Annotated in this window: 13 protein-coding genes; 6 read left to right on the top strand and 7 right to left on the bottom strand. The window is 69.0% G+C overall.

Annotated elements, in window-relative coordinates; genetic code table 11:
* Positions 1-24 precede the first annotated feature (24 nt).
* Both AB4Y72_RS01690 and AB4Y72_RS01685 read right to left on the bottom strand, forming a co-directional pair.
* Entirely contained in the window at positions 25-2,241 is a 2,217-nt protein-coding gene (locus tag AB4Y72_RS01690; protein WP_441424440.1) for an acyl-CoA dehydrogenase family protein, read from the bottom strand.
* Positions 2,242-2,268: 27 nt separating this feature from the next.
* Positions 2,269-3,030, bottom strand: a complete 762-nt coding sequence (locus AB4Y72_RS01685) for a TetR family transcriptional regulator (RefSeq protein ID WP_441424439.1) — start codon at positions 3,028-3,030, stop codon at positions 2,269-2,271.
* A gap of 61 nt (positions 3,031-3,091) precedes the next feature.
* Between AB4Y72_RS01685 and AB4Y72_RS01680 the strand changes: the two genes are divergently transcribed.
* From AB4Y72_RS01680 to AB4Y72_RS01670, 3 genes are read left to right on the top strand one after another with little or no spacing between them, the layout of a single operon-like run.
* Positions 3,092-4,495, top strand: coding sequence for an acetyl-CoA C-acetyltransferase (locus tag AB4Y72_RS01680; protein ID WP_441424438.1), 1,404 nt, complete (start codon positions 3,092-3,094; stop codon positions 4,493-4,495).
* 10 nt (positions 4,496-4,505) lie between these two features.
* Positions 4,506-5,846, top strand: coding sequence for a 3-oxoacyl-ACP reductase (locus AB4Y72_RS01675; protein WP_441424437.1), 1,341 nt, complete (start codon positions 4,506-4,508; stop codon positions 5,844-5,846).
* Positions 5,843-6,757 (top strand): MaoC family dehydratase, encoded by a 915-nt coding sequence (locus AB4Y72_RS01670; protein ID WP_441424436.1) that lies wholly within the window; start codon positions 5,843-5,845, stop codon positions 6,755-6,757. The genes AB4Y72_RS01675 and AB4Y72_RS01670 overlap by 4 nt, the downstream gene beginning before the upstream one ends.
* Before the next feature lie 81 nt (positions 6,758-6,838).
* Here AB4Y72_RS01670 and AB4Y72_RS01665 read toward each other — a convergent pair whose 3' ends face one another.
* From AB4Y72_RS01665 to AB4Y72_RS01645, 5 genes are all read right to left on the bottom strand, one after another.
* Positions 6,839-8,002, bottom strand: coding sequence for an FUSC family protein (locus AB4Y72_RS01665; RefSeq protein WP_441424435.1), 1,164 nt, complete (start codon positions 8,000-8,002; stop codon positions 6,839-6,841).
* Positions 8,003-8,084: 82 nt separating this feature from the next.
* Positions 8,085-9,209 carry a serine hydrolase domain-containing protein gene (locus AB4Y72_RS01660; RefSeq protein ID WP_441424434.1) on the bottom strand — a complete coding sequence of 375 codons (1,125 nt, stop codon included), beginning with the start codon at positions 9,207-9,209 and terminating at the stop codon, positions 8,085-8,087.
* Between the two features lie 52 nt (positions 9,210-9,261).
* Positions 9,262-10,329 (bottom strand): glutathione S-transferase family protein, encoded by a 1,068-nt coding sequence (locus AB4Y72_RS01655; RefSeq protein WP_441424433.1) that lies wholly within the window; start codon positions 10,327-10,329, stop codon positions 9,262-9,264.
* Between the two features lie 9 nt (positions 10,330-10,338).
* A complete protein-coding gene (locus tag AB4Y72_RS01650; RefSeq protein ID WP_441424432.1) occupies positions 10,339-11,139 on the bottom strand; it encodes a M50 family metallopeptidase in 801 nt (266 codons plus the stop codon).
* A gap of 2 nt (positions 11,140-11,141) precedes the next feature.
* Positions 11,142-11,495: a TraR/DksA family transcriptional regulator gene (locus AB4Y72_RS01645; protein ID WP_441424431.1), complete on the bottom strand. Its 354-nt coding sequence runs from the start codon at positions 11,493-11,495 to the stop codon at positions 11,142-11,144.
* 148 nt (positions 11,496-11,643) lie between these two features.
* Here AB4Y72_RS01645 and malQ point away from each other — a divergent pair, with 148 nt between their 5' ends.
* From malQ to AB4Y72_RS01630, 3 genes are all read left to right on the top strand, one after another.
* Positions 11,644-13,821, top strand: a complete 2,178-nt coding sequence (malQ, locus tag AB4Y72_RS01640) for a 4-alpha-glucanotransferase (RefSeq protein WP_441424430.1) — start codon at positions 11,644-11,646, stop codon at positions 13,819-13,821.
* Between the two features lie 140 nt (positions 13,822-13,961).
* Entirely contained in the window at positions 13,962-14,993 is a 1,032-nt protein-coding gene (locus tag AB4Y72_RS01635) for an alkaline phosphatase family protein (RefSeq protein WP_441424429.1), read from the top strand.
* A 278-nt stretch (positions 14,994-15,271) separates the two neighbouring features.
* Complete coding sequence (locus AB4Y72_RS01630; RefSeq protein ID WP_441424428.1) at positions 15,272-16,804, top strand: CYTH and CHAD domain-containing protein; 1,533 nt, start codon at positions 15,272-15,274, stop codon at positions 16,802-16,804.
* Positions 16,805-16,948: the final 144 nt, after the last annotated feature.

The following is a 16,948-nucleotide window of genomic DNA, read 5'->3' as shown; positions in this document are numbered from 1 at the left end:
CGGCCGGGCTCGGGGGCCGTGCGTTTATGCGCCGCGGGTCTTGGTGCCGCGGGTCTTGGTGCCGCGGTTCTTGGTGGCCGGGTTCTTGCTGCCGTGGTTCTTGGTGCCGTGGCCTTTGCGGGCCAGCAGGATCTTCTCGTCCACCGGGGCATCGCCGCTGGCGCGCTGTGCCCGGGAATAGGCCCGGGCCTCGTCCTGGCGGACCTTCTCCGCCCCCGTGGAGATCTCCGCGCGCAGGTGCTCCGGTCCGTAACCGAAGGCGTCCACGAGGTCGACGGCGTGCGGCCGGATCTTCACGAGGAGCCGGTTGATGTACTCGCCCACGGTGCGTCCGCGCTGCATCGACAGCCGGCCGTTCATCAGATACCACGCCAGGTTCTTCTCGATGAGCGACAGGCCGAAGAGATCACGCAGCCAGGTCAGGACCTTGTGTGTGCCGGGGTCCGTGACGTTGCCGAGGGCTTCGGTAAAGGCCTCCCACTGCAGCAGCTCAGCGTGCGCCTGGGCGGCTTCGATGAGCTCATGCTGGTGTGCGTTGAACAGGGCCGCGCCCTGCTGCTGCGGAAGCCGGTTGGCGCCCTTGAGCGCCGCGCCGACCTGCGCGACCATGGTCTGGACCCGGTTGGTCAGGAGGGCGCGCTGGCTTGACTCGTCGCGGATGGCGATCGCCGCCTTCTGCACGGAGCCGGAATCGGCCATGAACTGCGCGACTTGGCGCAGGCCGCTGCGGTGCAGTGCAGTGCCGGTCGCCTGGGACACGACGTAGCGGGCCAGGACCCCGACGTTGGCGTTGCGGAACTCCTTCGCGTAGTCGGCGAGCAGGCGCTTGGCGACGAGCTGCAGCAGAACCGTGTTGTCGCCCTCGAAGGTCACATAGACATCGAGGTCGGCGCGGAGGGAGGCGAAGCGGTTCTCGATCAGGAAGCCGGCACCCCCGCAGGCCTCGCGGCATTCCTGCAGCGTGTCCAGGGCGTGCCAGGTGCTGAGCGGCTTGAGTGCCGCGGCCAGGGTCTCGAGGTCCTGCCGGTCCTCGTCCGTGTCGTGCCGGCCGGAAAAGACGTCGTCGAACTTCTCAAGCAGCTGCTCGTGCGCAAAGCTGGCCGCGTACGTGGTTGCGAGCCGGGTGAAGAGCCGGCGCTGGTGCCGCTGGTAGTCCAGCAGGACCTCCTCGTCGGTCTGCGAGGAGGCATTGAACTGCCGGCGCTCGGTGGCGTACCGGATGGCGGTCTTCAGCGCGAGCTTGGCGGCGGCCACGGCGGCGCCGTCGAGCGAGACCCTGCCCTGGACGAGGGTGCCGAGCATGGTGAAAAAGCGGCGCCCCGGGCTGGCGATGGGGGAGGTGTAGTTGCCCTCGGCGTCGACGTCGCCGTAACGGTTGAGCAGGTTGGTGCGCGGGATGCGGACGTTCGTGAAGTGGAGCCGGCCGTTGTCGATGCCGTTAAGGCCGCCCTTGACGCCGTCGTCCTCGCCGCCGATCCCGGGCAGGAATTCCTTGGTGTCGGGGTCGCGCAGATCCACGTAGAAGGCATGCACGCCGTGGTTGACGCCCTTGGTCAGGAGCTGGGCGAAGACGACCGCGCCCAGGCCGTCGACCGCGGCGTTGCCGATGTAGTCCTTCCACGCGGCCCGGAACGGGGTATGGATCACGAATTCGCCGGTGCCCGGCTCATACGTGGCCGTGGTGGCGATGCTGGCGACGTCGGAGCCGTGCCCGGTCTCGGTCATGGCGAAGCAGCCGGGGATCGCCAGGCTCATGATGCCCGGCAGCCACTTCTTGTGGTGTTCCTCCGTGCCCAGGTGCATCACGGCCGAGCCGAAGAGGCCCCACTGGACGCCGGCCTTGATCTGCAGGGAAGGATCGGCGGTGACCAGTTCCTCGAAGCCCGCGATGTTGCCGCCGTGGTCATCGTTGCCCCCAAGCGAGGACGGGAACGCCCGGTGGACGGCCTTGTTGCGGACTAGGTGCTCCAGCTGCCCGAAGGCGCGCCGGCGGTGCTCGGTGTGCGTCAGGCCCTCGACCTTGTGCAGTTCCGGCTGTCCGGATACCGCGCGGGCGTGCCGGCGGATGTCGGCCCATTTGCCGAGCAGCTGTTCGCCCAGGGCGGCCACGTCGACGGCGGGTGCCTCAAGGGAGCCGGACCCGGCGCCGGAGCGTCCGGCTGCGGTGGCGGTCGGGGCTGGAGCCGGCGTTGTTGTGCGGCCCGGCGCGTTGGCGGCGGTGCGGTCGGCGAGTTCGGTCATGTCGATTCCTTCTTTGGTTCTGACAATTCAGTTCGTAGTCGTGGGACCGGTAGGTGAGTGCGGGGACGTGCCCTGGCCCGCGGCAGGCGGAGCAGGGGTCTCCAGTTCCGGTGCGATCCCGAAGCAGAGCCAGTCCGTGATCTGCCGCGCCATGGCCTCCTGGTCCGGCTTGGCGGGCCCGGGCGGACTGGCGAGCCACTGTTCCCCGGCGTTGCGCACCAGGCCAATCGCGGCATTCGGCCAATAGCCGATCACAGCTTCCTTGTTCCCGCCACCGCCCAGCTGGCTGCGCATGGGCCGGGCAATCATGTCGCTAATTGCGGCGAAGAAGTGGCTCAGTGCTCCTGCGGTGGAGATGGACGGACCGGACGCTTCCGCGTCACCGGGGGCGTGGCGGGTGACAAAGGTGTAGACGTTCGGGCTGGTCTCGGCCATCTGCAGATAGGCCGAGACCATGGCAAAGAGTCCCTCGCGTGGCGTCTGGGCGCTCTGGGCGGCCTCCTGGATGCGGCGCTGCATCTGGCTGAGGACTACCTCGCCGACGGCCTGCTGGAGCCCGGCCTTGTCACCGAAATAGCGGTAGAACACCGACTTCGACGTTCCCGACGCGACGGCGATGTCTTCCATCGACGCGTCGCTCCCCAGGGCGTGCACGGCCTTCCGGGCGGACTTGATAAGTTCCCGGCGCCGTTCCTCGCGGTGGGACTGCCAGCGGGAGGCGCGGCCGTCGACGGCGGTGTGTCCGCCGGGTGCCGTGGCGTCCGGCGGAGTCGCGTGGGAAGTGTTCACGATACCCAGCGTATCAGGTACGCTGGGTATCGGTAACCGCTTTGATCGAAGGAGACAGCCCATGTCCGTCAACGGACAGTCAGTACCCGGACCCCAGGAACCGACCGCCGCGTCGACCGGAGCAGCGACCTCACCAGGGACGGCAACAGGGGGCGGCGCCACCGCGGCGCAGCTCCGGAAGGCCGTCGTTGTAGGCGGCAACCGCATCCCCTTCGCCCGGACCGGCGGCGCCTACACCAAGTCCTCCAACCAGGACATGCTCACCGCCGCCCTGGATGGACTGATCGCACGCTTCGGCTTGCAGGACGAGCGGATCGGGGAAGTCGCGGCCGGAGCCGTCCTCAAGCACTCCCGCGACTTCAACCTCACCCGGGAAGCCGTTCTCGGATCAGCCCTGTCCGCCGAGACGCCGGCGTATGACCTCCAGCAGGCCTGCGCCACAGGATTGGAAACGGTCCTGGGACTGGCAAACAAGATCAAGCTGGGCCAGATCGAGTCGGCGATCGCAGGCGGCGTCGACTCGGCGTCGGATGCCCCCATCGCCGTCAGCGAAGGGCTCCGCGAGGTGCTCCTGGACCTCAACCGCGCCGAGACCGTGTCCCGGAAGCTGCAGGTCCTGAGCCGGCTCCGGCCCAAGGATCTTGCCCCCGATGCTCCCAACACGGGGGAGCCGCGCACCGGGCTCTCGATGGGTGAGCACCAGGCCCTGACCACCGCGCAGTGGAAGATCACCCGCCAGGCCCAGGACGAACTCGCCTTCAACAGCCACCGAAATCTTGCCGCCGCGTACGACGCCGGTTTCTTCGACGATCTCCTGACCCCTTACCGGGGCCTGAGCCGGGACTCCAACCTGCGGGCCGATACGAGCTTGGAGAAGCTGGCCACGCTCAAACCGGTCTTCGGCAAGAACCTCGGTGCCGAGGCGACCATGACCGCGGGCAATTCCACCCCGCTGACCGACGGCGCCTCGACCGTACTGCTCGCGTCCGAGGAGTGGGCCGACGCCCATGACCTCCCGAAGCTCGCCGCGGTGGTCGACGGCGAAGCCGCCGCCGTCGACTTTGTCCACGGCAAGGACGGCCTGCTCATGGCGCCGGCGTTCGCCGTGCCGCGGCTGCTCGCCCGGCACAGCCTCACCCTTGACGACTTCGATTTCTTCGAGATCCACGAGGCCTTTGCCGGCACGGTCCTGAGCACGCTGGCCGCGTGGGAAGACGAGGAGTTCTGCCGCACCCGGCTGGGCCTGGACGGTGCACTGGGGAGCATCGACCGGTCCAAATTGAACGTCAACGGCTCATCGCTGGCCGCGGGGCATCCGTTCGCCGCCACGGGCGGCCGGATCGTGGCATCGCTGGCCAAGATGCTGCACGCCAAGGGCGAGGTCAACGGGCGCCCGGCGCGCGGGCTCGTGTCTATCTGCGCCGCCGGCGGCCAGGGCGTCGTCGCCATCCTCGAAGCACTGTAAGGGGAGCCCGATGAACGACAAATACATTCGCTTCGTCAGCCACGGGCCCGGCCGGGACATCGCCAAGCGGCTCGGGCTCCCGCAGCCCGTGGTCCTTCGCCGCCACCAGCCCGGCCGCCCGATCGTCGAGGGACCGGTCCTGGTCCAGGGTTCCACCAGCGGCGCCGACAGCCTCGCCGCGACCCTCCTGGCCTGGAACCTCGACGTCCGCCGCCACGCGATCCCTAAGGAAAAGCTCGGCGCCGTGATTCTGGTGCTGGACGAACTCGCCCGCCCCGAGGACCTGGAACACCCGGTCCTCACAGTTGCGGCCTCGCTGCGCGACCTCGCTCCCAACGGCCGGATCATCACCGTGTCCCGCACGGCAGGGTCCGCGGCCGACCCGGCGACGGCGGCGGCCCGGCACGGCGTCGATGGTCTCCTGCGGTCGGTGGCGAAGGAACTGCGCGCCGGCGCCACCGGGAACGGCATCCTGCTCGCTGATGGCGCCGGGACCACCAGTCCCTCGACACTGGGGGCGTTGAGGTTCTTCCTGTCCGGCCGATCGGCGTTTGTGGACGGGCAGTTCCTGACCGTCACCTCCGGCGCCGGGCACCTGCCGGACGACGTGGAGAAGCCGCTGGCGGGCAAGGTCGCCGTCGTGACCGGGGCCGCCCGCGGCATCGGCGCCGCCATTGCCCGCACCCTGCACCGCGACGGGGCCACGCTCATCCTGGTCGACATCCCGGCCGCCGGCGACCACCTCGCAGCCGTGGCCAACGAGGTCCACGGGACGGCCCTGCAGCTGGACATCAGCCACGCCGAGGCCGGCCAGCGGATGATCGACCACGCCGTGGCCCGCCACGGCCGGCTAGACATCGTGATCCACAACGCCGGGATTACCCGTGACAAGCTGCTTGCCAACATGGATGCGGGCCGCTGGAACTCGGTGATCGCGGTCAACATCGCCGCGCAGCTGCGGATCAACGCGTCCCTCCTGGCCTCGGAGCACTTCCGCGACGCGCCGCGGATCGTGTCCGTGGCGTCCACGAGCGGGATCGCGGGTAACCGCGGCCAGACCAACTACGCGGCCTCCAAGGGCGGTGTGATCGGCATGGTCCGCGCCACGGCCCCTCTCATCGGCGAGCGCGGCGGCTCCATCAACGCCGTGGCTCCGGGGTTCATCGAAACCGAGATGACGGCCCGGATCCCTTTCGCCACCCGCGAGGTGGCGCGGCGGCTCAATTCCCTGCAACAGGGCGGCCAGCCGGGGGATGTGGCCGAGGCCATCGCGTTCCTGGCCAGCGACGCCGCTGGCGGGATCACCGGAGAGGTGCTGCGCGTCTGCGGGCAAAACCTGGTGGGCGCATGAGCGGTTTCCAGACCGTCATCCTGGGAGAGATGCCCGCCCTGTCCAAGCTCTACGTCAACGCGGCCGCCGCCGCGGCACGGCGCCGGGTCCTGGGCACCCACGGCGGCACCGAACTGCCCGCCTACACCCACGAGGTCCGTGGCGTGCGGGCCGACGTCGCCAACCTGACGGCGTATCAGCACCTGATCGGCGAGACCGCGAGCGATATCCTGCCCGCGGGGTTCATTCACGCCCTGGCGTTTCCGCTGGCCATGAGCGTGATGAACCGGGACGATTTCCCGCTGCCCCTGTTGGGCATGATCCACCTGACGAACAAGGTGGTGCAGTCCGGGCCTGTCCTGTTCACGGAGGCCTTGGACATCCGGGCCCGCGTGGAGAACCTGCGCGGTCACCGGACAGGCACCCAGCTCGATGTCGTGACGGAGGTCCATGCCGCCGGGACAGAAGAAGTCCGGTGGCGGGGGGTCTCGACCTACCTTGCCAAGGGAGTCTTCCTTCCCGGGATCGACAAGCCCTCGGTGCCGGTGACACCGCCGCCGTTCTCGGTTCCGGATCCCACGGCCCTCTGGCAGCTCGGCGTGGACACCGGGCGCGCCTACGCCGCCGTGTCCGGCGACTTCAACCCCATCCACCTGAGCGTCCTGACGGCCAAGGCCCTGGGTATGCGACGGTCCCTTGCGCACGGCATGTACCTCGCGTCGCGGGCACTGGCGGACGTCGGTGCCGTCAAAGGTGACGCGTTCAGCTGGGAGGTGGCCTTTGAGGCGCCTGTGTTCCTTCCCGCCCGGGTGGCGCTGGACATCAGCACGGTCCAGGCCGAGGGCGGCGGCTGGCAGCGTTCGGACTACGTGGCGTGGAACCCGTTGTCCGGGCGCCGGCACTTCAGCGGTTCGGTCGCGGCGCTGGACTAGCCGTTGCCACACCGGCTGACGGCGGCACCGGCTGTGGGGTCACCCTTAGCGGGATGCGCCTTCCGGGTGCCTGCCAGCTGCCTAGGTTGCGGAGGGGGTTTCGGACGGGTCCGCCGGTTCCTCTTCCGGCCGGCCGGGCTTCGCCACCCGCAGCATGCGGTGCAGGCTCAAGAGGATGGATTCCACCGCACTGGGGGCGTCAGTGGTGTGCGGCTCCGAGCCAAGCCTGGCGGTGAGCTCGTTGACCGCCGCGTCGGCGGTGCGCGCCAGCTCGGTCTGGCGGTCCGGGTTGTCCTCCTCCGTGGCTCGCAGCACGTCGCCGACGGCGGACATGGCGTCACCGAGGGGTGCCGCGTATTCGTCCGGGATCACGAACGGGGTGTCCTCGGCCCAGATGACGTCCGAGAGCACCTGGGTGACGTCCTGGACGTGGAACGTGAGCCGCTCGAGGTCCCGGAGGTTGCGGTAGTCGAGGTTGATGTCGCGCGGATGCAGCCGGCGGCGGGGATTGGCCCGGCGGCTGGCGTCAGCTTTCTCGACGGCGAGCCGCACTGAGCGGGCGTGCGCCGCGAGCGATTCGGAGCGGCGGGACCAGTCAACATGCTCCGGCGGCCAGCTTTCCTTGAGCGCCTTGCCCATGTCCCAGAGCTGCTGGGCTAGCGCCTGGCGCAGTTCCACGATGCTCAGGGCAGCGGCCCGGAAGTGCAGCGGCGGGAAGACCAGCAGATTCACGACGATGCCCACCGTGACGCCGACCGCCATCTGGAAAAGGTACCCGAACGAGAACGAGTCCGGGTTGTGGCCGCCGACCAGCAGCACCAGGAGGGCCGCCGTCGGGATCCAGTCCCGGCCCGAGCCGATCTTCGGCAGCCCGGCCAGGACTACGCCCAGGCCCATGACCACCGCGACCGTCAGCGGAGTCGGATGACCGAGGCTGAACAGCATGAACGCCAGTCCCACCCCGATCGCCAGACCGACCAGCGCCTGCAGGCCCTGGCGCATGGAACCGGCGACGTTCTCGTACATGGCCACCAGGGCGCCGAGCGGGGCGTAGTAGGGGTAGTCGGCGGCGGAGCCCGGCATGTAGGGGGCGATCGCGAAGGCGATGCCCGCGGCCAGCGCCGCCTTCACGGCCAGCTGGAGCCGCGGCCACACGAGCGCCGCGGCGACGCCGCTGGCAGCGCTATGGGCCCGTATGCGCAGCCAGGAGGGCGGCTTTTCTGTTGTCTCTTCTGAATTGGCCATCCCGGCTCACCCTAGGGCCGGGTGGTTGCTGCTACAAATGGACGAACCCGGTGCGGTGCCGCGGGAGCCTGCAGTTGCCCGGTCAGGACGCGGCGTGGGCGGCCTGGCGCGCTGCCGCGGACAACCGGTGGGCCCGGCCGCTGGTCCGGCCTTCTTCGCTGCGGCGCGGCACGTACCCGAATCCCAGGCCGTAGCCGGGATCCGCGAAGCCGAGGGCCGCGTTGGCGCCCTCGTGCCCGAAGGCGAGGTGGCTGCCGAAGTTCCGTCCGGGTTGGGGTTTCATGAACACCACGGCAAAGGCGTTGTCCGATCCGGAGCACCGGTCCAGCCCCCACACCTGCTCAGCCGCCATAAGGTCGATGGTGACCGGGCTCAGGAACGCGGGACCCCCGTCCACCCCGGTCGTGGCGGCGGCATACAACCGGGCCAGTCCGTCGGCCGAGCCCACGCCGCCGGCGCTGCTCATTCCCGCGGCACGGACAATGCGGTGGTTGGGCAACTCCATGATCGTGCTGACCGGCGCGTTGCTGCTGAGCCCGTCCAGGCTGAGCGGATCCAGCCACGGCGGCACCGGGTCCGCGTCGTAGAGCGCCTCGCGGTACCGGGGCTCCTGGTCCTCGGGCAGGCCCAGGAAGAAGTCGATGCCCCAGGGCCGGCGGATACGCTCGTCGTAGAGCCGCTGGAGCGGCATTCCGGCGGTGCGGCGGCAGAGTTCCTCCATGAGGATCCCGATGGTCAAGGCGTGATAGCCGAAAGCCGTGCCCGGCCGCCACAGTGGCGCGGTGGCCGCGAGACGCCGGGCAGCCTCCGGTGTGGTGAAGTCGGCCAGGGCGAACCCGCCGGCGGCGCCGGGCAGCCCGGCCTGGTGGGACAGCGCCTGCCGGACGGTGAGCAGGTCCTTGCCGTGGACGCCGAACTCCGGCCAGTACGACGCGACGGTCCGGTCCAGGTCGAGAAGGTTGTCCTGGACGAGCAGGGCGATGACCATGGCGGCGGCACCCTTGGAACAGGAGTACGTGCCCGTGATGTCGCCGGGAGCGAACCCCGGGCCGCCGCGAAGGTCCACCACCTTCGTTCCCTGGTGGTAGACGGACAATTGCGCGCTGTAGTCCTGGTCCTCGGAAAGGAAGGAGTCGAACAGCTCGCGCACTTCGGTGAACTCCCGGGTGGCAAAGCCGGTCGAGAGGTGCTGAGCTGTGTGTTCCATGGACCCCGTGTTCATGTCCAACACCCTAGCGGCGTCCCCGGCGCCGGCGGCTTCAGGCTGCGCCGTGTCCCGGGGCAACCTCTTCGCCGGCCCGGACCGGTCCCGGGGGTGTGCCGTCGCCGAACGGCCGGCCGCCGAGTGCTTCGCGGCCGTGGCCGGTGAGCCAGCTGCCCAGTTCCGGCCCGCGCGGGACGATTCCGGTGGGGTTGATGTCCTCGTGGACGATGTAGTAGTGCTGCTTGATCTGCACAAAGTCGATTGTGTCGCCGAAGCCGGGGGTCTGGAAGAGGTCCCGTGCGTAGGCCCACAGCACCGGCATTTCGCTGAGCTTTTGCCGGTTGCACTTGAAATGCCCGTGGTAGACGGCGTCGAAGCGGACCAGCGTGGTGAAGAGCCGCACGTCGGCCTCCGTGATGGTGTCGCCCACGAGGTACCGCTGCCCGGTGAGGCGCTTCTCCAGCCAGTCCAGGGCCGTCCAGAGCCGGTCGTAGGCGGCGTCATAGGCTTCCTGGGAACCGGCGAAGCCGCACCGGTAGACGCCGTTGTTCACCTCCGTGAAGACGCGCTTGTTGACGGCGTCGATTTCCGGCCTCAGGTGCTCCGGATACAGTTCGGGCGCGCCGGGGCGGTGATACTGGATCCATTCGGTGGCGAAGTCGAGCGTGATCTGGGGGAAGTTGTTGGTCACCACCTGCCCGCTGGGGACATCCACGATCGCCGGGACGGTGATCCCGCGGGGGTAGTCGGGGAAGCGGCGGAAGTAGGCGTCCTGGATGCGTTCGATGCCGAGGACCGGATCCAGGCCGTCCGGATCGAGGTCGAAGGTCCAGGACCGGGCGTCGTGGGTGGGGCCGGGCTGGCCCAGCGAGATGACGTCCTCGAGACCGAGCAGCCGCCGGACGATGACCGTGCGGTTGGCCCACGGGCAGGCGCGCGCCGCGATAAGGCGGTAGCGGCCAGGCTGCACGGGCCAGCCGGGTTCGCCGTTGCTGCCGGGGGTGCCGTCCCGGGTGATCCGGTCCTCAATGTAGTTGGTGTCCCGGGTAAATTCCTCGCCGCCGGTCACGTAGGCGCCTTTGGTGCTGAATGCCGGGTCATCGGTGTGGGTCGTCTGGCTCATGGTCCCAGCCTAAGGCCGGGGGGTGAACTGTCCGAATACGGCCGTGAACACCAGTGACATCGGCTGCCAGGCGAACCACCAGGCGCCGGCCACCACGGCGGCGAAGAGCACGATCCAGACGGCGGCGGGGACAGAGGTGGCCCGGGCAAGCAGATGGGCGTCCGAGGTCGAGAGCCTCTCGCGGTGCCGGAGATGGACGTTGGCCAGTTTGCCGAGGTCCCGCACGGCGGCGACCAGCAGCGCCAGACCCAGCACGATCATGACGTGGCCGTTGAACACCGGCGGCACAAACAGCACCAGGAGAGCGGCGGCCAGGACTGCGGCGGCGGTAATGAGGATGCCGGCGCCGTTGCGAAGGAGGAGAAATGACCCCAGCAGGATCAGGGTGCCCACCGACATGGCGGCCGGGCCCCAGCCGTTGAAACCGCACCACACCATCACCGCGCCAACGACCGCTGGCACCGGGTAGCCCCAGAACGTGGACCAGGCGGCGGCGGGGCGGCTCCTGCTGTACGTCGTGGTGGTGCCGGAGTGGTCCAGGCCCAGCCGAATGCCGCCGATCCGCTGGCCGGTGGTGAGGGCGGCGAACGCATGGCCGAGTTCGTGCGTCACGGTGGCGAGCAGGCCAAAGTAGCGCCAGGTGAGGCGTGGCAGCGATACGGCTACAGCCAGCAGGATGACCACCACCAGTTCCGTGCTGGTCACGTGCGGGCTGGGGGCGTGGGTGAATCCGGCAACGATCCGGTCCCACCAGGTCTGCGCGAGGTTCGGTTCCGTCGGCACACTGAACTTCGCCGGCACACTGAACATGGTCACGGCCTGCCCGAGGCGTGCTGAAGGCAATATGGCGTCGCCGGCCTGGCTTCCAGCCGGCCTTCGGGGATGGGGGCGCCGCACACTTCGCAGATTCCGTAGGTGCCGTGGTCCATCCGGACGAGTGCGGCGTCAATTTGTGCCAGGCCGGCCCTGCTCTGCTCCAGGAGCGCCGTTGCCTGGGACAGTTCGAAGGCGATCGTGGCGCCCTCGGGGTCGTGTTCGTCGTCGACGTTGGGATCCCGGCGGGCGGCGTTCACCGAGGTGATGTCCCCGCGGAGGGCCGGCAGGAGGGCAAGCTTCCGGTCTCGCTCCTCCTGCAGGAGGATCCGGAACCGTTCGACGTCAACCATAGGGTGCAAGGCTAGCGCGGAGGCTGGGGCCGCGTCTAAACGGGGCCGCCGCTTGTACTCTAAGGACTCGGGGAACTCGTAGGCGAATCCCAGATCCGCGGAGGGGGCGCGGGGCGCGGGGCGCGGGTCCAGCGTCTAGAGTGGGCGCATGGCGGACCCCACGCAGCACGAGAACCCCGGCTACCCCGCGAACCCCGATCCGGCAGACGCGCTGCTGTGCGAACTTGCCGCGGCCCACGGTGTAGGCACCAGTTACTGGGGCTGGGACGGAGTGCAGCGCTCCGTCGCGGCCGGCACACTCCGGTCCGTATTGGCGGCCCTGGGCGTCCCGGCCACCGAGGCCGAGGAACAGCAGCGCTCCCTGGCGAATCGCCGGCTGGCGCCGTGGCGGCGCGTCCTTCCCCCGGTCCTTGTGGTGAGGGAGGGGCAGGACATCGGCGTGGACGTCCATGTCCCGCACGGAAGCAGCGTCCGCGTCTGGGTTGACGCCGAGGACGGCAGCCGGCACGAGGCCGTGCAGCGCGAGAACTGGGACGAGCCGGTCGACGTCGACGGCGTTCTCACGGGCCGTGCGACGTTCGCCGTCCCTGCCCACCTCGGCCTCGGTTGGCACACCCTGATGGCCGACGCCGACGGCACCCTGGCGCAGTGTCCGCTGGTGGTGACACCCGGCCGGCTGCGCCCTTCGCCGCGGCTCGCGGGACGGCGGAGCTGGGGGCTGACGGCCCAGCTCTACTCCGTGCGTTCTTCCCGGTCGTGGGGAATTGGCGACTTTGCCGACCTCACCGACCTCGCCGAGGTCGCGGGGGAGCAGGGGGCCGGCTTTGTGCTGGTCAACCCCCTGCATGCCGCCGAACCGGCGCCGCCCGTGGAGGATTCACCGTACCTCCCCACCACGCGGCGTTTTTTCAACCCGCTCTACCTGCGTGTTGAGGAGATCCTGGAATTCGGTTACCTGGACGCCGCCGGCCAGGCCGAGGTCAGGCGCCTGGCGGAGGGCGTGAGGGGGGCCAACCGGTCACCGGACCTGCTGGACCGCAACGCCAGCTACACGGCGAAGCTGGCCTCCCTGGAACTCGTGTTTGCGGTCCGCCGCGGCCCGGCCCGGAACCGCCAGTTCGCCGACTTCTGCGCGGAGCAGGGGCAGGGTCTCGAGGACTTTGCCTTGTGGTGCGCGCTCGCCGAACAGCTGCCGCCGTCGTCCCCCGAATGGACCGGGTCGGCCGCGACCCCGTCGACGCCCTACTGCGTTGACCAGCGGTCAAAGCTCTCCGCCCGGATCGGCTTCTACCGCTGGCTCCAGTGGCAATGCGACGTCCAGCTCGAGGCGGCCCAGCGTTCATCGCTTGATGCGGGGATGGCCATCGGTGTGGTCCATGATCTTGCGGTCGGCGTGAAACCCGGCGGCGCTGATGCCTGGACCCTGGCTGGCGTCCTGGCCAGGGGCGTTACCGTCGGCGCACCGCCGGACATGTTCAACCAGCAGGGCCAGAACTGGTCCCAGCCGCCGTGGCACCCTGGTCGGCTGGCCGAATCCGGCTATGCGGCGTACCGCGACATGCTCAGGACCGTGCTCCGCCACGCCGGCGGCATCCGGGTGGACCATATCCTGGGCCTGTTCCGGCTCTGGTGGATCCCCGAGGGCACCGGGCCGGAACACGGCACGTACGTCTATTACGACCACGAGGCCCTCATCGGCATCCTGGCTCTGGAGGCGCAACGGGCCGGGGCGGTCGTGATCGGCGAGGACCTGGGCGTGTTCGAGCCCTGGGTCCGCGACTACCTGGCCGAGCGGGGGATACTCGGCACGTCCATCCTCTGGTTCGAACACGACGCCGACGGCCCCATTCCGCCGGCACACTACCGTGAGCAATGCCTGACCAGCGTCAACACCCACGATCTGCCCCCGACGGCGGGCTACCTTGCCGGGGAACACGTCACGCTGCGCGAATCGTTGGGGCTGCTGCGGCGGCCGGTGGGGGAGGAACGCGCCGAGGCGGCGGCTGAGCAGGAGGCCGTGCTCGGCCAAGTCCGTGCGCGCGGTCTGCTGGGGGACACCGACGGCACAGACGTCCGGTCCACGGTCGAGGCGCTGTACGCGTACACGGCGCTGGCCCCTTCAGTGCTGCTAGGCGTGGCGCTCGTGGACGCCGTGGGGGAGACCAGGACCCAGAACCAGCCCGGCACCAGCACCGAGTACCCGAACTGGCGCATCCCGCTTGCCGGTCCCGAGGGTGCCGTGCTGATCGATGACTTGCCGGACAATGAGCGGTTCCGTTCCCTGCTGGGTACCGTGAGCCATGCGCTGAACCGGGACCGCACATAAAGGCACCTGAGCGGGCCGGAGACCGCGGGAGACCGGACGACGCCGGGACTGAGCCGGGGCTGAGACGGGGCTGAGACCGCGGCAGATCCGTTCCTCCGGGCGCCCTTGGTGGCCGGAGCACGGGCCGTTAGCATGGTCCGATGAAGCGGATCGGCCGACGCTCTTTGGCCGGCGGCCTGGCCTTGGCCCTGTTGCTGGTGGGTTGCACCCCGGTGCAACCGGGGCCGTCCACGCCTTCCGAATCAGCGCCCCCTGAATCTGCGCCCGTCAAGTCCGCACCGGCGCCAAGTGGGGAGGCCCAGCCTCCCACGGCCACCGCGCCGCCGTCGTCACCTTATTTTGCGCAGCCCGCCCCGCACCCTGCACCCGGGGGACCGGGCAGCACCGGCGTCGCGCATGTTGTGGTCATCGTCCTGGAAAATAAGGCGGCCTCGCAGATCCTCGGCGCCAGCAGTGCCGGCTACTTCAACCAGTTGGCGGCGGAATTCTCGCTGGCCGCCAACTACCAGGCGATCATGCACCCGAGCCTGCCGAACTATCTGGCCCTGACCAGCGGAACGAACGCGGGGATCACCAGCGACTGCAAACCAAGGTCCTGCACCGCGGATGCGCGGTCCATCGCCGATGAGATCACGCAGTCCGGACGAACGTGGAAAATGTACGCCGAGAGTATGCCCGCGCCCTGCGTTGCGCGGGACTTCGGTGCATACGCTGTGAAGCACAACCCCTTCATGTACTACCCGTCCGTTACGGACGACAAGACGTCCTGCGCGGACCATGTTGTGCCATTCGACCGGCTGGACCAGGACCTGCAGTCGACGTCCTCGCTGCCGGATTACGCGTTCATCAGCCCCAACATGTGCCACGATACGCACAACTGTCCGATCAGCACCGGAGACAACTGGCTGGCGAGGGAAGTGCCGCGGATCCTTGCATCGCCGGCCTTCACCACGCAGAATTCCCTGCTGGTGGTTACCTGGGACGAGGGCAGCGACGACGACAACAGGGTGGCCACGGTGTTCGCGGGCCCGGCGGCCAGGAAGGGCTTTACGTCCCATTCCGCCTATTCGCATTACTCACTGTTGCACACGATCGAGGATCTGTGGGGGCTGGCGCCCCTGACCGACAACGTCCGCAACGCGCCCCTGATGAACGAAATGCTCAACCGGTAGCGCCACAGACCGTGAGGCGTTCCGGAGGGGCCGCCTGCTCCCGGCCAACGCACAGGAAGGCCTGCCCATAATGGTCTCGAAGCTCCGGTCAACCGCTATTTGACCGGGGCTTCGCCACATCCACGGGCCCAGATCGCCACGGTGCGGGTCGCGGGGATCAGGACATCCGCGTGAGCGGCAGCCAGCGTGCTGGCACCCCTGCCGCGAACCGCGCCAGGCGCCCTGATTAGGGGCTTTGGGCACAGGCCCGAGCAACCGGGCAGTTCCTAGAATGGGCTATGGCCGGTTTCGATGCGATCGAGGTGGAACGCAAGTACAGCCCGGCGGAAGCTGAGGACCTCCCCCGCCTGGCATCGATCCAGGGGGTGGACCACGTCGGGGTGCCTGTCACTGAACAGCTGGACGCGGTGTATTTCGATACGGACGCGCTGGCGCTGGCCGCTCAGCGCATTACTCTGCGCCGGCGGACCGGAGGCCCGGATGCCGGCTGGCATCTGAAACTTCCGGTCACAGCAGTCGAGCGGCAGGAAATAAGGGAGCCGCTTGAAGGCGGTCTGGAGGCAGTGCCCGAGCGGCTGCGTCAGCAGGTCCTGGTTCACGCCCGCCGCCACCCGCTCCACCCCGTCGCACGCATCAAGACCCTCCGTAGCTCGATTCCCCTGTACGACGCCGACGGCGCGGTCCTGGCCCAGTTCAGCGACGACCGCGTGGAGGCGCAAAGCCTCTTGACCCCGGCCGAACCGCAGCAGTGGCGGGAATGGGAACTTGAGCTCGTGGAGGGCCACAAGAAGTTGCTCAAGGACGCTGACGCGCAGTTCGCCGCCGCCGGAGTCCCGCTCGCCTCCCTGCCCTCCAAACTGGCCAGGGCGCTTGGTTCAAACTACCCGGGCGATCCCCTGCAGGCGCCCAAGCCGAAGCGGCACGGGCCGGCCTCCGACGTCGTGCTGTCGTACATATTTCAACAGGTTCTGGCCCTGAAAAGGCACGACCCGGGCGTCCGCGTTGATGCGCCAGATGCCGTGCATCAACTGCGGGTGGCCGCGCGGCGGTTACGGTCGGCGCTGGCCACTTTCCGGAAGCTCCTGGACGTCACCTCCACGCAGTTCCTCCGGTCCGAGCTCCAGTGGCTCGCCAGCACTGTGGGTCAGGCGCGGGACACCGAGATCATCAGGCAGAGGTTGAAGGAGATGATCAGCGCCGAACCACCCGAGCTGTTGCTCGGTCCCGTCGCGCAAAGCATCGAGCAGCACCTCAACGACATCTACCGCCCCGCCCGGGCCGCAGGCCTCGAGGCGTTGGACAGCGACCGCTACGTCCGCCTGCTCGACTCCCTGGATGCGTTCCTCGCGGACCCTCCACTCACCGGCACGGGCGAGAAGGAAGCGCGACGGACGATCGGGCGCCTCGTCTCGGCTGAGCAAATACGACTCGCGAAAGCGGTCCGCTCCGTGGACAGCGCCGTGGACAGCGCCAACGAAGAGGGGCCGCAGGACGCCGCGCTGCATGAGGTCCGGAAGTGCGCCAAGCGGTTGCGGTATGCCGCCGAGGCGGCGTCCCCGGTCTTCGGCAAGCAGGCAACGGCCCTTGCCCGAGCCGCAGAGGCCATCCAGGAAGTACTCGGAGACTTCCACGACAGTGTCGTCATCCGGGAGACCCTGCTCAAACTAGCGGCGGATTCCGCCGTGGGTGGGGGCAATGGGTTCAGCTACGGGCGTCTGCATGCCCGGGAGCAGCAGCGCGGCGATGAGGCCCGCGCACGGTTCTATGACGTGTGGCAGAACTCCAGGCCGGAGCCCCTGGACTGGGCGTAGCTGCGTGCCCGGGTTTCGCTGAGCTCCCCTGACGGCCGCGCGGACGACAAGGGCGGCGGGATCAATCCCGCCGCCCTTGTCGTGTCCCGGGCCAGGAACCGGGAAGAATGACTTGCAGGCACCCTTCAGCTGCGAAAGAGAGAA

This window comes from Arthrobacter sp. YAF34, assembly GCF_052113245.1.
Classification (GTDB): domain Bacteria; phylum Actinomycetota; class Actinomycetes; order Actinomycetales; family Micrococcaceae; genus Arthrobacter.
This window is presented reverse-complemented; position numbering and strand designations above follow the sequence as displayed.